We start from the raw sequence: 18,473 nt of genomic DNA, 5'->3' as shown, positions 1-18,473 counted from the left end.
TAGGGTGCCGCCACCACCGCTGGCGTGCAGGACCCCGCGTGACGACCACCGACGATAAAAAGCCCGACAGTTCAGACGGCTCGGTCATCACCGGACCGGTAACGCATCACGTCCCGAGCGACCCGCTTTTCGGGGATCAGGGATATCTTTCGGTCGCCGGCAACTGGACCGTAGACATCAATGTCACAGATGTTTGGGATGACTACCGCGGCCGTGGCGTGGTCGTGGGTGTGGTAGATGATGGAGTCGAGTGGACCCACCCCGACTTGATCGCCAATTATGACACCAACTTGGACTACGATGCCGTCGAGCAGGACGGCGATGCCAACCACGACGCAGACGATGACGGTCACGGCACAGCTGTCGCAGGCATCATTGCCGCTGATGACAATGGCACTGGCACGGTGGGCGTCGCATCGGACGCGACGATTGCCGGTTTTCGCATCGGTTTCGATTCGAGTTCCCCCCTCTCTCAGATTCTCGACGTATTCCAGCGGCAGGTCGATGTGGATGTCTCCAACAATAGTTGGGGGTTCGTCTATCCGTTTCACGACAACTTCGACTCGCCGGGATTTCAGGCAATCGGCGACGCGATAGAGAACGCGGCGGCGAACGGTCGAGATGGTCTTGGTACAGTCTGGGTCTTTGCGGCCGGAAACGGGCGTCAGATCGGCGACAGGGCCGACTATCACAATTTGACCAACTCACGGTTCACGACAGCAGTGGCTGCGGTCGATTATGACGGCACGTCAAATCCCTATTCGGTTGGCGGTTCATCCATCCTGATCTCTGCTCCCACCAACAACAGCAGGTACGGTGCTCAGACCACGACCGACAGAACCGGCAGTGCCGGGTACGCCGATGGTGCCTACACGGATGATTTTGGGTTCACCTCCGGGGCAGCGCCCCAGGTCAGTGGCGTTGTGGCTCTGATGCTGGAGGCCAACCCGGAACTCGGCTATCGCGATGTGCAAGAAATTCTCGCGTACAGCGCCACCCGCGACGGCATTCCGTACAGCCCGCCGAACGCAAACAGTGCGGGAACGTGGAATGGCGGGGGGCTCCATCACGAGCAGCATAGCGGTTTCGGCCTACTAGACGCCCATGCCGCAGTACGTCTGGCAGAGAGCTGGAACCGGCAGTCAGTGACCGACAACGAAGCGTCGCTGTCTTTAACCAACAGCACCAATCATGGCATTCGCGACAAGATGCGGACCTCTTCGGAGATTGAAGTCGAAGGTGCTTTGATCAATCTCCAATGGGTCGAAATCGACATCAAGATTGATCACTCCTGGATCGGTGATCTGGTGATCTATCTGGATCACATCGCCGATGGGCAGAAGTCCACATCCTTGCTCGTTTACCGGCCGTTGAAGTCGTCCGGCAACTTTGGTCTGTCCGATGACGATATTGATTTCACCTTCACCTCGGCGGTGCATTGGGGCGAAGATCCGAACGGTCTCTGGCAGCTTCGGATCTACGATCAGGAATACGGTGATCAGGGCTATCTGGATGAGTGGACCTTAAGGTTCTTCGGCGATGAGGCATCGGCAGATCAGGATTATATTTTTACCGATGACTACGCGATCCATGCCGGGTCTGACCCGGGTCGTCGGACAATTTCGGATGATGACGGGGGTATCGACCGGATCAATGCGGCGGCGCTGACGGGCGACGCGTTCATTGATCTGAACGCAGGACGTTCGGGACTGATCGCCGGAACCGATTTCGGCATCGCAGCGGGCACAGTCATCGAGGATGTCTATTCTGGTGACGGTGACGACACGCTGATCGGCAACGCCGCAGCAAACCACCTCGTCGGCGCGCGTGGTGACGATGATATCTTCGGCGCGGATGGTGACGATACGCTGGCCGGCGGTGCAGGCGATGACACGCTCGCTGGCGGCAATGGCGGCGACCTGTTTGTTTTCACGCCCTTTTCCGGCAACGATGTCATCGCCGATTTCGAAGCTGGAAATGATTTCATTGAGTTTTCAGGATTCGGAATCGACTACACGGACCTCCAGTTCTCCGGCTCGTTGATCGATTTTGGCGGTCTTGGCACCGTTGACTTGCTGGCAGTCGACCCGACAACGCTGGGTCTGGATCGGTTCCGGTTTACCGGCCCCGACGCCGTGGATTTGCCGGAACCTGAGCCAGAACCCGAACCTGAGCCAGAACCCGAACCCGAGCCAGAACCCGAACCTGAGCCAGAACCCGAACCTGAGCCAGAACCCGAGCCTGAGCCAGAACCCGAGCCTGAGCCAGAACCCGAGCCTGAGCCAGAACCCGAGCCTGAGCCAGATGTGAATGCCGGGTCGAATGGCCGAGACACCATCTATGGCACTGACGATGCTGACTTGATTGATGCTCTTGGCGACCGTGACGTCATCAGGGGTCAGGGTGGCGATGACACTCTTTTTGGTGGTGCCGGAACGGATACCGTCTATGGCGGTGCCGGTGACGACGAACTCAGATCCGGGACGGGTGACTTTGATTTTCTGTTCGGGGGAGAAGGCGAAGATACGCAGTTCCATAGCTCCACTGCCGGGCGCAATGACGGCGGCGATGGCGACGATGTGCTTCATACGTCTGGGCCGGATTCCATTTCCTATGGCAGGGCCGGCGACGACCTCATCTTCGTTTCGGGTCCCGTCAGCAACAGCATTCACAAGGGCGGCGATGGCGACGACACAATCGTCACTTCACCCGCGGCTTACATCAACGCTGAAGCTGGCGATGATCTGCTCATCGGTGGCGCGTTGCGGGACACGCTGATCGGCGGTGATGGCGACGATATCCTGTTCACGGGTCATCAGTCCGGTGCGCAGGGCGTATTCGCAGATCACGTGGTCGGCGATGCAGGCGATGATCGGCTGTTCGGCGGAAATGGCCAGGACCGATTGAGAGGTGGTGAAGGCAATGACTACCTCATGGGCGGGGAAGGTAGTGATACGCTCTACGGACACGCGGGCAACGACGTCTATTCAATGCGCGGCGGTGACAATACTGTCGCATATTTCGCGAAAGGCGAAGATCTTGTTGAAATCGGCATTGCCGGCTTCAAGTTCGAAGATCTTCAGATCACCTACGGCGAAGATGCGATCGACATCGTTGCGGATTCAGGCCATTCGGCAAGGCTGCTGCTGCGATTCGATATGGAACCTTTCGAACTGTCGGCGACTGACTTTGTCGACGTTCATGACGGTTTCCGAAACATTATCTCCGGAACGGCTGCTGGCGACATCGTTGTCGGGACCGACGAGGAAGATCTTTTCGTCGGCCTTACCGGGAATGATCGCTTTACGGCCATGGGAAACAGCGACGACGAGATATTCGGCGGTCGCGGATCCGACACGCTGGTGGGCGGGGCCGGTTCGGACACATTGAATGGCGGACGTGGGAACGACGTGCTGATCGGTGGCGAGGGCGATGATCTGTTTGTCTTCGATACAACGTTTGGTACGGACTCGTTGGCTGATTTCGAGATCAACAGTGACCGCATAGACATCTCTGCTTTGGACATTGCCTTCGCAGACCTGCAGATCGAAGCCGACCGCATCGTCGTTGGCGAGTTCGGGAGTATCGTCTTTGCGACGGGTGATCCGCAGTCGATCAGTGCGGACAGTTTCGTTCTATTTGATCCGGATTCTCGCGTTGATCCCAATCCAAAACTGACATCCCAGCCGACAGTCGAATCCGATCCTGATCAATTGCCCGCGCCCGCGCCCGGTCCGGAACCCGATCCGGTCCCTGAACCAACGCCTGGCCCGGATGATATTGTCGGCTCGGGTTTGGGTGAATGGATCAGCGGCAGCAGCGCCGCAGATGTCATGAGGGGGCTCGCGGGCGCAGACACGCTGAGTGCTGGTCATGGCCAGGACGTGATATTCGGGGGTGCCGGTGACGATGTGGTCTACGGCGGGAGGGATACGGACGTCATTTTCGGCGGAAACGGGAACGACCGACTGATTGGTGGCGGTGGCGGTGACAGCATGTACGGCGGTGCCGGCAATGATGTCTTTGTCGTCTCCGGCAGCCGGGTCGTCGTCCATGATTTCGAGATTGGAGAAGATCTCGTCAGTTATGGCGATAATGTCGTGCGTGTCGATGATCTCATTTTCTCGGAAGTGAATGGCAATCTGCGAATTTCCAGCGATGATGATCAATGGGTTGAACTGCGCGGCGTTGCGCAATCAGACCTGAGCTTCGACCTGTTTCTTGACCTAGCCGAAATCGAGACTCGGATCGACGGCACCCAAGGGGATGAAACGCTGCGTGGATCGTCTGGTCGAGACTTCATCGTCGGCGGCGATGGCAACGACGAGCTTTTCGGCGGGGTCTATGGTGACGACCGGCTGTTCGGCGGCGTTGGCAATGACCGTTTGTCGGCCTTGTATGGTTCCGACAGCATGTACGGCGGCGACGGCGATGACACCTTGTACGGGGCAAAAGGTACCAAGCATCTGTTCGGTGGTGCCGGGGCGGACCTCTTGAGCGGTGGCAGCGGCAACGAAATTCTGATCGGCGGCACTGGGACGGACAGTATCCGGGGACGGGATGGCAATGATCATATCTTCGCCGGGCCAGGTGGTGGCGAGATATTCGGTGGCGACGGCTACGACATCGCCTATTTCTATTTCGCGGAAACAGTTGCGATAGATCTGGAAAACGGTGTCGTCGTCGCGGATGGAGAGACCTATACCATTGATTCGATTGAACAGATCGTGACGGATGAGACGGATTCCGACGTCGCTCTGTCTGATCTCGAGCCCGTGCCTGGCCCTGGACCGGCGCCTCAACCCGAACCTGAGCCAGAACCGGAAAATTCCGCAACGCCGGCAAATGACCAGATCACCGGCACGCCCGGCGACGATGTCATCGATGCGCTTGGCGGCGACGATCTGGTCGACGGCGGGGCGGGGGATGACAGTCTGCTGGGCAATGACGGCAACGACACGCTGACCGGCGGGGCCGGGGTGGACAGCCTGTTCGGCGGGGCCGGCGACGATGTGCTGAACGCGGGCACCGGCGGCGGGCGGCTCGATGGCGGCGCAGGCACCGACGCGGCCGATTTCTCTTTCGCGGACGATGCGGTTTTCAATCCCCTCACCGGGCTGGTCACATCAGGCGATCTGGTCTGGCAGGTCGAGGGGATCGAAAACATCACCGGCGTGCGGGCGGCCATCGACGAGGCGGCAAACCTTGTCGCCGGTACCGACGCTGCCGAGGCCATCGACGGGCTGGGCGGCAACGACACGATCGACGGTGGCGCGGGCGACGACACGCTGACCGGCGGCGCCGGCGACGACCTGCTGGGCGGCGGCACGGGCCAGGACCTCGCGGTCTTCTCGGGCGGGCTGGAGAATTACGGGATCACGGCCATCGGCGGCGGCGGCTTCGTGGTGTCCGACACGGTCGGCGGCGACGGCACCGACACGGTCGGCGGCGACATCGAACGCGTCCGCTTCGGCAACTGGACGGGACGCCTCGAATCGACCGGCGACGGGTCGAACCGCCTGGTGCTGGGCGGCGGCGGCGATGAGACGCTGACCGGCGAGGCGGGCAATGACAGCGTCTCCGGCGGTGCCGGCGATGACTGGCTGACCGGCGGCGAAGGTGCGGACACGCTGAACGGCGGTACGGGCATCGACACGGCCGATTACGGGGCGCTGGACGGCGGTCACTTCATCAATCTGCTGGCCGCGCAGGGGGCCGATGGCGACCGGCTGTACGGCATCGAGAACATCAACGCGGCATCGGGCAACGACACCATCTATGGCGGCAGCGATGCCAACCATGTCGCCGGCAACGATGGCTGGGACTACGTGCTGGGCCGGGGCGGCGACGACATTCTGGACGGTGGCGCGGGCCGGGATTCGCTGCTGGGCCAGGATGACAATGACACGCTCTACGGCGGGGCGGATGTCGACATGCTGCGCGGCGATGCGGGCGACGACAGCCTGATCGGCGGGGCCATCCTGGACTACCTCTACGGTGGCGACGGCAACGATACGCTGTACGGCGGCGACGGCAACGACCGCATGCAGGGCGGCGAAGGTGCCGACCTGCTGGACGGCGGCCTCCACAACGACCAGATCACGGGCGAGGCCGGTGCGGACACGCTGTATGGCGGCAGTGGCTACGACCGTCTGGACGGCGGCGCGGATGACGATGTGCTGGACGGCGGCGCGGACGGCGACGTGATCATCGGCGGGGCCGGCCACGACAGCGCTTTCGGCGGTGCCGGACTGGACCTGATCTTCGGCGGCGACGGCGATGACCTGATCGATGCCGGTGCGGGCAATGACTACCTGCGCGGCGGTCTGGGCGACGACACGTTGATCGGCGGGACCGGCGGCGGCTGGTTCAACGGCGAAGACGGCGACGACCTCATCACGGGCGGCGAGGGCATCGACGTGGTCGAAGGCGGCGCGGGTGCCGACAGCATTGACGGGTTCGCAGGGAACGATCGCATCTACAGTGAAGACGGCGACGACACCGTCGACGGCGGCGATGGCGACGACCGGATCGATACCGGTGATGGCGACGATCAGGCCGACGGCGGTCAGGGCGATGACGCCATGCTGGGCAGCTTCGGGAACGATCGGCTGGATGGCGGCGACGGCAATGACCTTCTGTACGGACAGGCGGATCGTGACACCCTGTTCGGCGGTGCCGGCATCGACCGGCTGGACGGCGGGAGCGGCGACGACAGCCTGTTCGGCGGTGACGGCGCCGACGTGATCATCGGGCGCGCCGGTGCCGATATCCTGTCGGGCGACGGCGGCGACGACCGCCTGTACGGTCTTGCGGACGCCGACAGCCTGACCGGCGGCGCGGGCGACGACATCGCGCTGGGCGGTCTGGGAAACGATACGCTCGATGGCGACAACGGCGCGGACCTGCTCTACGGTGAGGCGGGCGACGATTCACTGACCGGCGGCGCAGGTGCGGACCGGCTGGATGGCGGCGATGGCAACGATGCGCTGGACGGCGGTCTGGACAATGACACGCTGATCGGGCGCAACGGCGCGGACACGCTGTCGGGTGGCGACGGCGACGATCTGGTCTACGCGGGCGCGGGCGACGACAGTGCGTCCGGCGGCGCGGGCGATGACTGGATGGTCGGTGAGGCGGGCAATGACACGCTGCACGGCGGCGACGGCGCGGACGGGCTGGAAGGCCGCGACGGCGACGACCGGCTGGACGGCTGGGTCGGCAACGACACGGTCTACGGCGGCGATGGCGCGGATACGCTGATCGGCCGGACCGGGGTCGACGAACTCCGCGGCGGCGACGGCAGCGACCTGATCTATGGCGGCGAGGACGCGGACGTGGCGTTCGGCGGACAGGACCATGACCGGCTGGTCGGCGACGGCGGCCACGATGAACTGTTCGGCGGCGCGGGCAACGACATCCTGGAAGGGCGCGCCGGCAACGACACGCTGAACGGCGGTGCCGGGGCCGACGAGTTCCGTTTCTTCCTGTCGAATGACGGTCCGGACAGCCACGACACCCTGCTGGACTTCGATACCGGGCAGGACCGGATCAATCTCCGCGACGGCCTGACGATTGTCGATCAGACCGCGACGGACGCCGACGGTGACGGTCAGGTCGACGACATGCTGCTGACCCTTTCCAGCGATGCGACCATCACCCTGATCGGGGTCACCGATCTGGCGGATCTGGATATCGTCTGAAGGCGTCAGCCGTCGGCGCGGGCATGCGTCCGGTGAGGCGGCACGGCTATTCACAGCACGACTTCCCTGCGTCACTATGAAGGCGGGGAGGATACATCATCATGGAAAGATCTGACGGGACGGGCGCGCCGGCGCCTGCGGTGAACCTGTGAGCGGGCCGCTGGACGGCATCCGCGTGCTGGACCTGACGCGCTATGTCGCCGGGCCGCACGCGACGCAGATGCTGGGTGATTTCGGCGCCGACGTGGCCAAGCTGGAAGGGCTGGAGGGCGACGGCGCGCGCCTGATCGACGACAAGCTGGGCCCGGGCGACAGCCTGTTCTCGCTGATGTTCAACCGCTCCAAGCGCAGCCTGGCCATCGACCTGCGCACCGAGGGCGGGCGGGAGATGCTGACCGAACTGGCGGGCGTGGCCGATGTGGTGGTCGAGAATTTCCGTCCCGGGGTCATGGAGAGCATGGGCTTTGGCTGGGACCGGCTGCACGCGATCAATCCGCGCCTGGTCATGACCCGGATTTCCGGTTTCGGGCAGGACGGGCCGTGGGCCGGACGCGCCTCCTACGATCCGGTCATCCAGGCGCTCAGCGGCATTCAGGAACTGACCGGACAGGCGGACGGTCCGCCGACGGTCTGCGGCACCATCATCACCGACTATCTGACCGGCCTGTTTGCGGTGATCGGGACGGTCACGGCGCTGCAGGCGCGGGAGCGGACGGGCGAGGGCCAGATGGTCGACGTGTCCATGCTGGAGGGCGCGACCAGCCTGTTGATGACGTCGATCCCCGAGTATCTGCTGCACGGCGTCAAGCGCACCCGGCGGGGCAACAAGAACCCGATTTCGGTGCCTTCGCACAGCTTTCTGTGCGGCGACGGGCGCTATGTGCACATCACCGCCTGGAGCGACCCGGAATTCGCGAAGCTGGCCGTCGCGATGGAGATGCCCGATCTGCCGAAGGATCCGCGCTTCAACTCGATCCTCAACCGGTCGGCCAATGACACCGCGCTGGAAAAGATCGTCGGCGACTGGATGCAGGCGCTGACCGCCGAGGAGGCGGAACGCCGGATGCTGGCACAGCGGCTGGCCACGGCCCGCGTCGCCACCATGGATGAAGTTGCCACCAACCCGCAGCTGCAGCACCGGGGCCACATCATCGAACTGGACCATCCCGTGCACGGCAAGGTGCCCGTCGCCGGCCCGCCGATGCGCTTCTCGGGCACGCCGGTGGACAGCGACTACCGCGTGCCGACCCTGGGCCAGCATTCCGTGGAACTGCTGACCGAATGGCTGGATATCGATGAGGCGCGTCTGGAAAAGCTGGCGGCGGACCGGGTGATCGGTATAGCTGAGACGGGCTGACCGGATTCACCGACAGAGGCAGGGCACATGACCGACATCACCACCTTCGAGGTCCGCAAGGACGATCTGGCGACCAGCCGTGTCACCCGCCACACGGCCACCCTTGCGGAAGGACAGGTGCTGGCGAAGGTGGACCGTTTCGCGCTGACCGCCAACAATGTGACCTACGGCGTGGTGGGCGAGAAGATCGGCTACTGGCAGTTCTTCCCCACCGGCGACGACGGCTGGGGGGTCGTGCCGGTGTGGGGCGTGGCCGAGGTCGTCGAAAGCCGCCATCCGGAGGTGCCCGTGGGCGAGCGGCTGTACGGTTACTGGCCGATGGGCAGCCATCTGGTGATGGCACCCGTGCGGGTCGGTGACGGGACCCTGTTCGACGGGGCGGACCATCGCGCCGACCTGCCGCCGGTCTACAACCGCTACACGCGGCTGACCGCGGATCCGGCCTATGACCTGTCCATGGACGACGCGCGCATGGTGCTCTGGCCGCTCTATGCGACGTCCTTCTGCCTGTATGACTTCCTGAAGGACAACGGCTGGTTCGGCGCGGCGCAGGTCATCCTGCCGAGCGCGTCGTCCAAGACCGCCATCGGCACGGCCTACGCGCTGACCGCCGACCCGGACGCGCCGCGCGTCATCGGCGTCACCTCCCAGGGCAACCGCGGCATGGTGGAAAACCTGGGACTGTATGCGCAGGTTCTCACCTATGACGCCATCGAAGGCGATCTGGCGAACGTGCCGTCGGTCATCGTCGACATGTCGGGCAATGGAGATGTGCTGGGGCGGATGCACCGGCTGCTGGGCGACAACATGCGTTACACCTCGAACGTCGGCCTGACCCACTACGATGCGAACCAGATGGGCGGGGACTTCATCCGCGAACGCAGCGCCATGTTCTTCGCCCCCGGCCACATCCAGAAGCGGTCGAAGGACTGGGGCAAGGGCGAGTTCGACCGCAGGGCCGCGGCGTTCTGGGCACAAACGGCCCTGAAATCGCGCGACTGGCTGACCATCGACCGGCAGTCCGGGGCGGACGCGGTCGCCGCCGTCTGGGCCGAGACGCTGGCCGGGGACGTGCCGCCGGCGCAGGGCCGCGTCGTCGGTTTCTGAAACGGTTCGTTAACCGGTCACAGGCTTGCCACAGTCTCGCCGCTGACGGGTCACCGACACAGGTTCATCTTGATTTCACCGAACGGGACGGTCCGTCGGGCAATGATCGAGGCGAACCATGTATCTCAGAGTCAATGAACAGCGTGTCCACGCCAGTGTCCGGTCAGCGATCGGCGGCGAAAACATTGCGCCCTGCTCGCTGCGTGAAGCCGATCGTCGGCTGACCTACGATCCTTATGCGGCGGGTCTCGGCCGACAGAATGTACCGCGTGTCTTCGTGAAGCGGATCCCGAAGGATCTGGGATCGGTCCAGAGTGTGGCCGAAGCCCAGAAACACTTCGTGCGGCTGATGCTGCCGGTGGCCCTGCGTGCCAACGAAACCCTGTCCCTGCAGCGTTCGATGATGCGAGCCGCATCGGATGAGCGCGTGATCGAGGAAGAAATGTGGCACTACGATGCCACCGATGCGGAGCAGCTGGACCGGCGGTTCGATATCTCGCCGCCGTCGCTGATCATCGCACTGGCAGCGGCTGCGACGAACTGGGGCCGCGATCACCGGGCGATCGATTCCGGCATGATCTTCCCCGATGCGATTTCGACACCCGCGGATCTGCCGCCCAGCGTGGCGAAAGCCTCCGACGGGCTGCGGCGCACGCACCACCATGATCTGCTCGGACCGGTCCTGGATGCCCTCCACGGTCTGAACACGGTGCCTGGCGGTGCGGCACTGCGCCGGGAACGTGCGCGCCAGCGCCAGCGCCGCCGCTTTGACGGCTATCGCCTGGCCCTGTTGCTCAGCAACATCGACGGAATCACCGAGAAACACGTTCGTGACACCCTATATGCCATAGAAGGCGGCGCACTGACGCGGCTGGATACGGCACGGCTGGAAGCACCGGGTGCGGTCTTCCACTGACGACATCCGGTCCCGGAACCGGGGCCGGCGGCAATCATGACAATAAAACCAAGGAGACAGACAATGTTTCGCAAGACAGCAATCGCCGGGGTTCTCGGCCTCACTCTCGTCCTGGGTGCATGTGAGAACATGACCGACACCCAGCAGCGCACCCTCTCCGGTGGCGCGCTCGGTACCGCAGGCGGCGCAGCCCTGACGGCCCTGACGGGCGGCAGCGTCGTCGCCGGTGCGGTCATCGGCGGTGCCGTCGGTGCCGGTGCAGGCTATCTCACCGGCAAACAGAACGAGGACGACTGAGGAGGGGTAATCCCATACCGAAATCATGAGGCCAGTTGACGCAGTTGCTCGGCCTCCTGATCGCCCCCATCTGCTAACTGTGAAGCGCGACAAAGAAGGAGAAAAACAATGATTCGCAAGATTGCAGCTATCGGTGTCGTCGGAACCGCCCTTGCCCTGGGTGCGTGCGAAGGCATGAACGAAACCCAGCAGCGCACGCTTTCCGGCGGCGCGATCGGTGCCGCAGGCGGTGCCGCCCTTGGTGCCATCACCGGCGGCAGTGCCGCGACGGGTGCCATCATCGGTGGCGCGGCAGGTGCCGGTGCCGGTTATCTGACGAGCGACGGCGATCAGGACGATTGATCCAGAGCCGCTGATTGACCAGCGGAGCCCTCTGTAGTGTCACCAGCTTCGCGGTCAATTGGTGAGCGCCGATCCGTTCCCTGCCATTTCTGGCAATTGGTGTTCGCCGACCGGAGGCCCGGGTAAACCCCCCTCTACCCGCCCGGGCCTCCACTTCCGCTTCCCTCAGTCTTACTTTCGTGACAATGCCGTCGTAGAACGACGGCATGTCTGATTCTGAAGCCCCAACGCGTCCAAACACGCTCGTCCGCGCTGCGGCGACCGTTGGCGGCTTCACGATGATCAGCCGCCTGACCGGCTTCACGCGCGACATCCTGATCGCCGCGATCCTGGGGGCAGGCCCCATCGGCGACGCCTTTTTCGTCGCCTTCAAGCTTCCCAATTTCTTCCGCCGCCTGTTCGCCGAGGGCGCCTTCAACGCGGCCTTCGTGCCGCTGTTCTCGGGCCGCCTGCAGACCGAGGGGCGGCAGCGCGCCCTCCTGTTCGCCGAGGACACGCTGTCGGTCCTGCTGACGGTGCTGCTGCTGTTCACCGCCGTCGTGCAGATCGCGATGCCGGTGGTGATGCTGGGGCTCGCGCCGGGTTTCGTCGACGATCCCGCGACCTTCGATCTGGCCGTCGAACTGACCCGGATCACCTTTCCCTATCTGATGTTCATCAGCCTCGTCTCGCTGCTGGCCGGAATCCTGAACAGTACCGGGCGCTTCGCGGCGGCGGCGGCCACGCCGATCCTGCTGAACCTGTGCCTGATCGCGGCCCTGCTGGGTCTGGTCGATCATGTCCCCACCGCCGGTCACGCGCTGGCCATCGGCGTGTTCGTGGCCGGCGTCGTGCAGTTCCTCTGGCTGATGCTGGCGCTGCGGCGCGAAGGGTTGTCGCTCAATCTGCCGCGCCCCCGGCTGACCCCCGGTGTGCGGCGCGTGCTGGCCCTGATGGGTCCGGCCGCGCTGGGGGCGGGCGTGGTGCAGATCAACCTGGTGATCGATATCGTCCTGGCCTCGACCCTGCCCGACGGTTCGATCTCGTTCCTGTTCTATGCCGACCGCATCAACCAGCTGCCCATCGGCGTGGTCGGTGTCGCGGTGGGCACGGCACTGCTGCCGCTGCTGTCGCGGCAGGCGGCGGCGGGCGACGACGAGGCCGCGCGCCACAGCCTGAACCGCGCCATCGAACTGGGGCTTCTGATGGCCTTTCCGGCCGCAGCGGCATGTCTGGCGATGCCGGATGTCCTGGTCGGCACCCTGTTCGAGCGGGGGGCGTTCACCTCCGCGGACACCGCATCGACCGCCTGGGCGCTGTCGGCCTATGCGGTCGGCCTGCCCGCCTACGTGATGATCAAGGTGCTCGGCCCCGCCTTCTTCGCCCGGCAGGATACCGCCACGCCGGTGAAGATCGCCATCGCCGCCGTCGCGCTGAACATCGTGCTCAACCTGATCCTGATGGGGCCGATGCTGCATGCCGGGCTGGCGCTGGCCACTGCGATCAGCGCCTGGCTGAACGCCGGTCTGATGCTCTGGATCCTGATGCGGCGCGGACACATGAAATTCGACCGCAGGCTGGCGCTGGCCGTCCCGAAATCGCTGCTGGTCAGCGCCATCATGGCCGCCGCCCTGATCCTGGGCGCGATTGCACTGGATCAGCGGATGCCGGGCGGAGAACTGGGCCGCGCAGCCGGGCTGGCGATCCTGGTATCCGGTGGCATCGCGATCTACGGCGGGCTGGCCTGGCTGTTCCGGCTGGCCCGGCCCGCCGATATCAGGGCGCTGGCGCGCGGACGCTGAGTGCCGTCAGGGCTTGACCGTGATGGTCACGACGTCGGACACCAGCGGCGGATCGTGCGGCACGTGGTTGGCATCGCCCATGATCAGCTGCAGCGTGTGCGTGCCCGCGGGCAGCTCGATCTCGGTTTCGGTCTGACCGCCGCCGAAATGCACCAGCGTGTCCTCGGCCGGCAGATTGTACTGCAGGTCCTCGCCGCTCGGCACCGGATGGTTGATCAGCAGATGATGGTGTCCCGTCTTCGCGCGCTCGGTCCCGGCGGGGGCCACGCCCATGCCGCGCAGGCCGAAGACCACGCGCACCGGACTGGTCACCTCCGCGCCGTCGGCGGGGGAGACGATGTAGACCTCGGCCCCGTCGGGCCAGGGCGAGTCGGCCTGTGCAACGAACGGCAGGCCAAGGGCCAGGATGGCCGCAAGGGCAATCGCGAAACGCTTCATGTCGGTCTCTCCTTTAGAAATCTGAACGGGGGTGGATGCAGTCTATCAGGCCGCACAGGATCAGTAGAGCGGTTCGACATCCAGCAGGCCGATCCCCATGATCTTGAAACGGCCGTCCTGGATCGCGATCGGCAGGCGCACGAATTTCTGACCGTCGGCGTCGGTCTCTTCCAGCGCGGAAATCCCGAGGCGCAGGCCCAGCCGCGCGCCCGCCTGCAGCTGCCCCGCCGCCGAGACGGCGTCGACGAAGGCATCCGCGCCGCGCACGATCAGGGTGGCCGCACCCTCGGCCCGGCGCGCCGGATCCAGCGCGAACGTGCCCTTGCCGGTGATGGACAACTCGCCGGTGACGATCTCCAGCGCCGGGATCTGCAGCACCCCGCCCGCATCGCGCCAGGTATCCAGCGCCTGCGGACTGGTCGACGCGGGCAGCGGCTCGAAGGTGACCGAAATGCGGTAGAGGTCGATGTTCTCGCCCAGCGGCGAGGCGGCGGGGTCCACTTTCAGGCCATCGCCCCGGATTGAGAAATCGAAGTGCGGTGCCGCACCGGCGTCCTGGCGCAGCCTGCCGTGCGTCTGCAGCCGCTCGGCCTGGCGCAGGGCGACATCGCCGGTCACCTGCACGTTCTTCATGTCCGTGTCGAAGCGGGTGATCGCGCCGCGGTCGGTGAAGCGGAACGAGGACAGGGCCTGTTCCGACGTGATCGCGGCCTGCCGGCGGTTGCCGCCTTCGACCCAGCCCAGGTTCTGTGTGCCGCGGATCTCGGCGATTCCATGGCCGCGCTGCCAGGGCTGGAAATAGAGCACCACCGCATCGGCGGACCACGAAGGCTGATCGGTCAATTGAGGCGCGGCCAGCGACGGTGCCGCGATGGTCATCTCCAGCCGGTAGGGGAAGCCGTTCACCTCCACCGTGCCGTGCGCAACCTCGACACCTTCGGCCCGGCGGTCGGCCACCCAGCGGTCGAAACCGTTCTTCAGCCCGTCGGCCAGCGCGTTCCAGTAGAACCAGTAACCGCCCACGGCCAGCAGGACCAGCAGCAGGATGAGGGGGCCAATCCAGCGTTTCAAATCACCAACTCCCGACGAAACCGAATGCGAACCTGTACGCGCGTCAGATTAGTGCAGATCGCCATGGGCGGCACGCAGTCATTCTGAAGCAGCGCGACCGCCCTATTTCCAGGCGAAGACCGGTTGTTCGTAGTGCGCCACGCGGGTGTCGCGGCCATGCAGCGCCACATCCCGGAACTGGTAGAGCACTGCGGCCGTCGGCGCGTGGATGTGGTTGGTCATGAGCGGCATGCGGATCACCGGCTTGTCGCTTTCGGGAATGGTCACGAACTGCGGGCTGTCGTCGCGGTCCAGATCGGCCAGCGGGATCAGATGCAGCGCCTGCACCTCCGCCGGGCTGAGCGTGAACTCGGGCTTCGGGCCGATCCAGGCCACGATGGGCGCGATGCAATAGCCCGACCGGGTGACGTAGTCGTCCAGCCGCCCCAGCACATTCTCTTCGGGCACCGTGATCCCGATTTCCTCCGCCACCTCGCGCAGGGCGGCCTGCACGATGGTCTCGCCCGGATCGACGCGCCCGCCGGGCAGGGCCCACTGACCCTTGTGGCTGGACAGGGTCGACGCGCGCCGGGTCAGCACGAAACAGGGGGTGCCGTCATCGTCATGGGTGATCAGGCAGGACACGGCGGCCTGCTTGGCGATGGCGCGCGACGGCGGATGGCGTTCGAACGCCGACAGGTGGCGTTCGGTGTGGGCGCGCAGGGCATCGGCCTCGGCGGCGGCGGTCCAGTGATCGAATATGCTCATGGCACGCAGGATAGCCGTCCCGGATGACAAATGTGAGCCGATATGCGATGCCCCTGCCATGCAGGAGACGGGAACTGAGATGATGAAAGTTGCAATCGCGGGCGCGGGCGGTCGTATGGGCCGGACGCTGCTGAAGCTGGTGACCGAGACCGAAGGCGCGGCCATCTGCGGCGGGCTGGAAGCGCCGGGCAGTGAAACGGTCGGCAGCGACCTGGGTTCGCTGGCCGGGCTGGAGCCGATGGACATCGCGGCGACCGACGACCCTTCCGAGGCCTTTCGGGACGCCGACGTGGTGATTGATTTCACCCTGGCCGAGGCGACCTCGCACAATGCGCTGCATGCGGCGGACGCGGGCGCGGCCTTCGTCGTCGGCACCACGGGCCTGAACGCCGAGCAGCAGGCGCGGATCGACCGGGCGGCGCAGAAGGTCGCCGTCATCCAGGCCGGCAACATGTCGCTGGGCGTCAACCTGCTGGTGCAGACGGTGAAGCAGGTCTCGGCGGCGCTGGGCATCGACTGGGATGTCGAGATCGTCGAGATGCACCACCGCTGGAAGGTCGACGCCCCGTCCGGTACCGCCCTGATGCTGGGCCGGGCCGCCGCCGAGGGCCGGGGACAGGATCACGATGCGGTGGCGGTCAGCGGGCGCGACGGCATCACCGGCGAACGGACGAAGGGCGAGATCGGCTATGCGGCGCTGCGCGGCGGCAATGTCGTCGGCGAGCATTCGGTGACCTTCGCGACCGACAACGAACGCATCGTCCTCAGCCACCTTGCCAACGACCGGGCGCTGTTCGCGGCGGGCGCGGTGCGTGCGGCGCTCTGGGTCGGGGGCAAGCCGCCGGGGATCTACGACATGACGGACGTGCTGGGGCTGAAATGACGCAATCGCTCTACGCCGAGGCCTGCGCGGCCACGACCGCCGTGCAGCGGTTCTTCCGGATCGCCCCTGACGCCTTCACCGACTGGCTGACCTTCGGGGAGCAGATCGCCGCGAACGGCGTGCTGAAACGCGTCGCCGAGAACGATTTCCCCATGTCGAAGGGCGAACGCATGCTTTGCCTGACCATGGTCGCCAAGGCCGACTACGGCCACATCGCCGCCCAGGCCGAGCCGAACGTCTGGGGACAGGGCGGCTTCTGGTCGATGGACAGGGTGAACGGCCCGCTGGCGCTGCGCATCATCGCCGACGGGGTGTGGGACCCGGCACCCGACAATTCACCCGCCTGACGGCGGGTTGCTTCGCCGCCGCTCTGGGCACCGGGATCGGGCCTGTCCCCGGCCCGCACGGGGATTCCCCCTGCGCGTGATGGTTTGGAATGAACGCTGCCACACACTCTCCCGCGTTCCGGGACTCGATCCCGGAACCCAGCGGATGGCGAAACCTGTCGCGGTTCTCGCAGACGGGGACGCCGCACTGGGCAGCCCCGCATCGGGGTGCGGGGTAAACTCTGATCAAGCCTGTCCCCGGCTTGACCGGGGATCCCGCTGCGCGTGGTGGTTTTATTCAGACCTCGCCACACACTCTCCCGCGTTCCGGGACTCGATCCCGGAACCCAGTGGATGGTGAAACCTGTCACGGTTCTCGCAGATGGGAACACAGTGCTACGCCGGCGTAAGCGCAACGCGACGTTTCCCTCCTTGACCCTCACGGCGGCCCCCGCTACCTCTCCGCGCAGACGAACCCGCCACGTTCAGAGGCCATCCATCATGTCCGCCGCACCGTCCTTTCAGGAGCTGATCCTGCGCCTGCACCGTTACTGGTCGGCGCAAGGCTGCCTGATCCTGCAGCCCTATGACATGGAGGTGGGCGCGGGCACGTTCCATCCGGCCACGACCCTGCGCGCGCTGGGCCCGGAACCCTGGAAGGCCGCCTATGTGCAGCCGTCGCGCCGTCCCACCGACGGGCGCTATGGCGAGAACCCGAACCGGCTGCAGCACTATTACCAGTACCAGGTCATCATGAAGCCCTCGCCGGACGATTTTCAGGCGCTCTACCTGGGCAGCCTGAACGAGATCGGAATCGACCCGAACAATCACGACATCCGCTTCGTCGAGGACGACTGGGAAAGCCCGACGCTGGGTGCCTGGGGCCTCGGCTGGGAGGTCTGGTGCGACGGCATGGAAGTCAGCCAGTTCACCTACTTCCAGCAGGTCGGCGGCTTCGACTGTGCGCCGGTGTCCGGGGAACTGACCTACGGGCTGGAGCGGCTGGCCATGTATGTGCAGGGCGTCGACAATGTCTATGATCTGGACTTCAACGGGCAGGGCGTCAGCTACGGCGACGTGTTCCATCAGGCCGAACGGGAATATTCCGCACACAATTTCGAACATGCGAACACCGAGATGCTGTTCCGCCACTTCCGCGACGCCGAGGCCGAGTGCCATGCCATCGCGGCGCAGGGGCTGGCGCTGCCCGCCTATGACCAGTGCATCAAGGCGAGCCACGTCTTCAACCTGCTGGACGCGCGCGGGGTCATCAGCGTGACCGAGCGCGCCGCCTACATCGGCCGGGTGCGGGCGCTGGCCAAGCGCTGCGCCGAGGAATGGCTGGTCAGCCGTGGCCACCTGACGGTGGAGGCGTGAGCATGTATTTCCGCACGTTTCAGTGTGTCATCCCCGATGTCCCGCAGGGGCACTCGGGGATCGGGATCAGGACATGGCTGGTTCAGCCCGATCTCCGCGCAGCGCTCCGCGCTGACGGGGATGACACG

At 65.1% G+C, this 18,473-nt stretch carries 13 protein-coding genes; 10 read left to right on the top strand and 3 right to left on the bottom strand.

Going from position 1 to position 18,473, the window contains the following annotated elements:
- Positions 1-38 precede the first annotated feature (38 nt).
- The 7 genes from ACN0X7_RS07275 to murJ all read left to right on the top strand — a co-directional run bounded on the left by ACN0X7_RS07275 (position 39) and on the right by murJ (position 13,503).
- Positions 39-7,703: a S8 family serine peptidase gene (locus ACN0X7_RS07275; RefSeq protein ID WP_417515648.1), complete on the top strand. Its 7,665-nt coding sequence runs from the start codon at positions 39-41 to the stop codon at positions 7,701-7,703.
- Between the two features lie 148 nt (positions 7,704-7,851).
- Positions 7,852-9,060 (top strand): CaiB/BaiF CoA transferase family protein, encoded by a 1,209-nt coding sequence (locus tag ACN0X7_RS07270; RefSeq protein WP_417515646.1) that lies wholly within the window; start codon positions 7,852-7,854, stop codon positions 9,058-9,060.
- Between the two features lie 27 nt (positions 9,061-9,087).
- On the top strand, positions 9,088-10,167 hold the full coding sequence (locus tag ACN0X7_RS07265; RefSeq protein WP_417515644.1) for a DUF2855 family protein: 1,080 nt from the start codon (positions 9,088-9,090) through the stop codon (positions 10,165-10,167).
- 118 nt (positions 10,168-10,285) lie between these two features.
- Positions 10,286-11,083 (top strand): hypothetical protein, encoded by a 798-nt coding sequence (locus tag ACN0X7_RS07260; RefSeq protein WP_417515642.1) that lies wholly within the window; start codon positions 10,286-10,288, stop codon positions 11,081-11,083.
- Between the two features lie 63 nt (positions 11,084-11,146).
- Complete coding sequence (locus ACN0X7_RS07255; protein ID WP_417515640.1) at positions 11,147-11,380, top strand: glycine zipper domain-containing protein; 234 nt, start codon at positions 11,147-11,149, stop codon at positions 11,378-11,380.
- 108 nt (positions 11,381-11,488) lie between these two features.
- Positions 11,489-11,722, top strand: a complete 234-nt coding sequence (locus ACN0X7_RS07250) for a YMGG-like glycine zipper-containing protein (RefSeq protein WP_417515638.1) — start codon at positions 11,489-11,491, stop codon at positions 11,720-11,722.
- 206 nt (positions 11,723-11,928) lie between these two features.
- Positions 11,929-13,503: a murein biosynthesis integral membrane protein MurJ gene (murJ, locus tag ACN0X7_RS07245; protein ID WP_417515636.1), complete on the top strand. Its 1,575-nt coding sequence runs from the start codon at positions 11,929-11,931 to the stop codon at positions 13,501-13,503.
- Between the two features lie 6 nt (positions 13,504-13,509).
- Here murJ and ACN0X7_RS07240 read toward each other — a convergent pair whose 3' ends face one another.
- From ACN0X7_RS07240 to ACN0X7_RS07230, 3 genes are all read right to left on the bottom strand, one after another.
- Entirely contained in the window at positions 13,510-13,941 is a 432-nt protein-coding gene (locus tag ACN0X7_RS07240; RefSeq protein WP_417515634.1) for a DUF4399 domain-containing protein, read from the bottom strand.
- A gap of 60 nt (positions 13,942-14,001) precedes the next feature.
- A complete protein-coding gene (locus ACN0X7_RS07235; protein WP_417515632.1) occupies positions 14,002-15,012 on the bottom strand; it encodes a DUF2125 domain-containing protein in 1,011 nt (336 codons plus the stop codon).
- A gap of 102 nt (positions 15,013-15,114) precedes the next feature.
- Positions 15,115-15,759, bottom strand: coding sequence for an NUDIX hydrolase (locus ACN0X7_RS07230; protein WP_417515630.1), 645 nt, complete (start codon positions 15,757-15,759; stop codon positions 15,115-15,117).
- An 82-nt stretch (positions 15,760-15,841) separates the two neighbouring features.
- On the opposite strand from ACN0X7_RS07230, the gene dapB reads away from it, so the two are divergent.
- The 3 genes from dapB to ACN0X7_RS07215 all read left to right on the top strand — a co-directional run bounded on the left by dapB (position 15,842) and on the right by ACN0X7_RS07215 (position 18,345).
- Complete coding sequence (gene dapB / locus ACN0X7_RS07225; protein WP_417516128.1) at positions 15,842-16,642, top strand: 4-hydroxy-tetrahydrodipicolinate reductase; 801 nt, start codon at positions 15,842-15,844, stop codon at positions 16,640-16,642.
- Entirely contained in the window at positions 16,639-16,989 is a 351-nt protein-coding gene (locus tag ACN0X7_RS07220; RefSeq protein ID WP_417515628.1) for a hypothetical protein, read from the top strand. Before dapB ends, ACN0X7_RS07220 begins: the two co-directional genes overlap by 4 nt.
- A 480-nt stretch (positions 16,990-17,469) precedes the next feature.
- Complete coding sequence (locus tag ACN0X7_RS07215; RefSeq protein WP_417515626.1) at positions 17,470-18,345, top strand: glycine--tRNA ligase subunit alpha; 876 nt, start codon at positions 17,470-17,472, stop codon at positions 18,343-18,345.
- The last annotated feature ends 128 nt before the right edge of the window (positions 18,346-18,473 follow it).

Source organism: Minwuia sp., assembly GCF_048263705.1.
Taxonomy (GTDB): Bacteria; Pseudomonadota; Alphaproteobacteria; order Minwuiales; family Minwuiaceae; genus Minwuia.
This window is presented reverse-complemented; position numbering and strand designations above follow the sequence as displayed.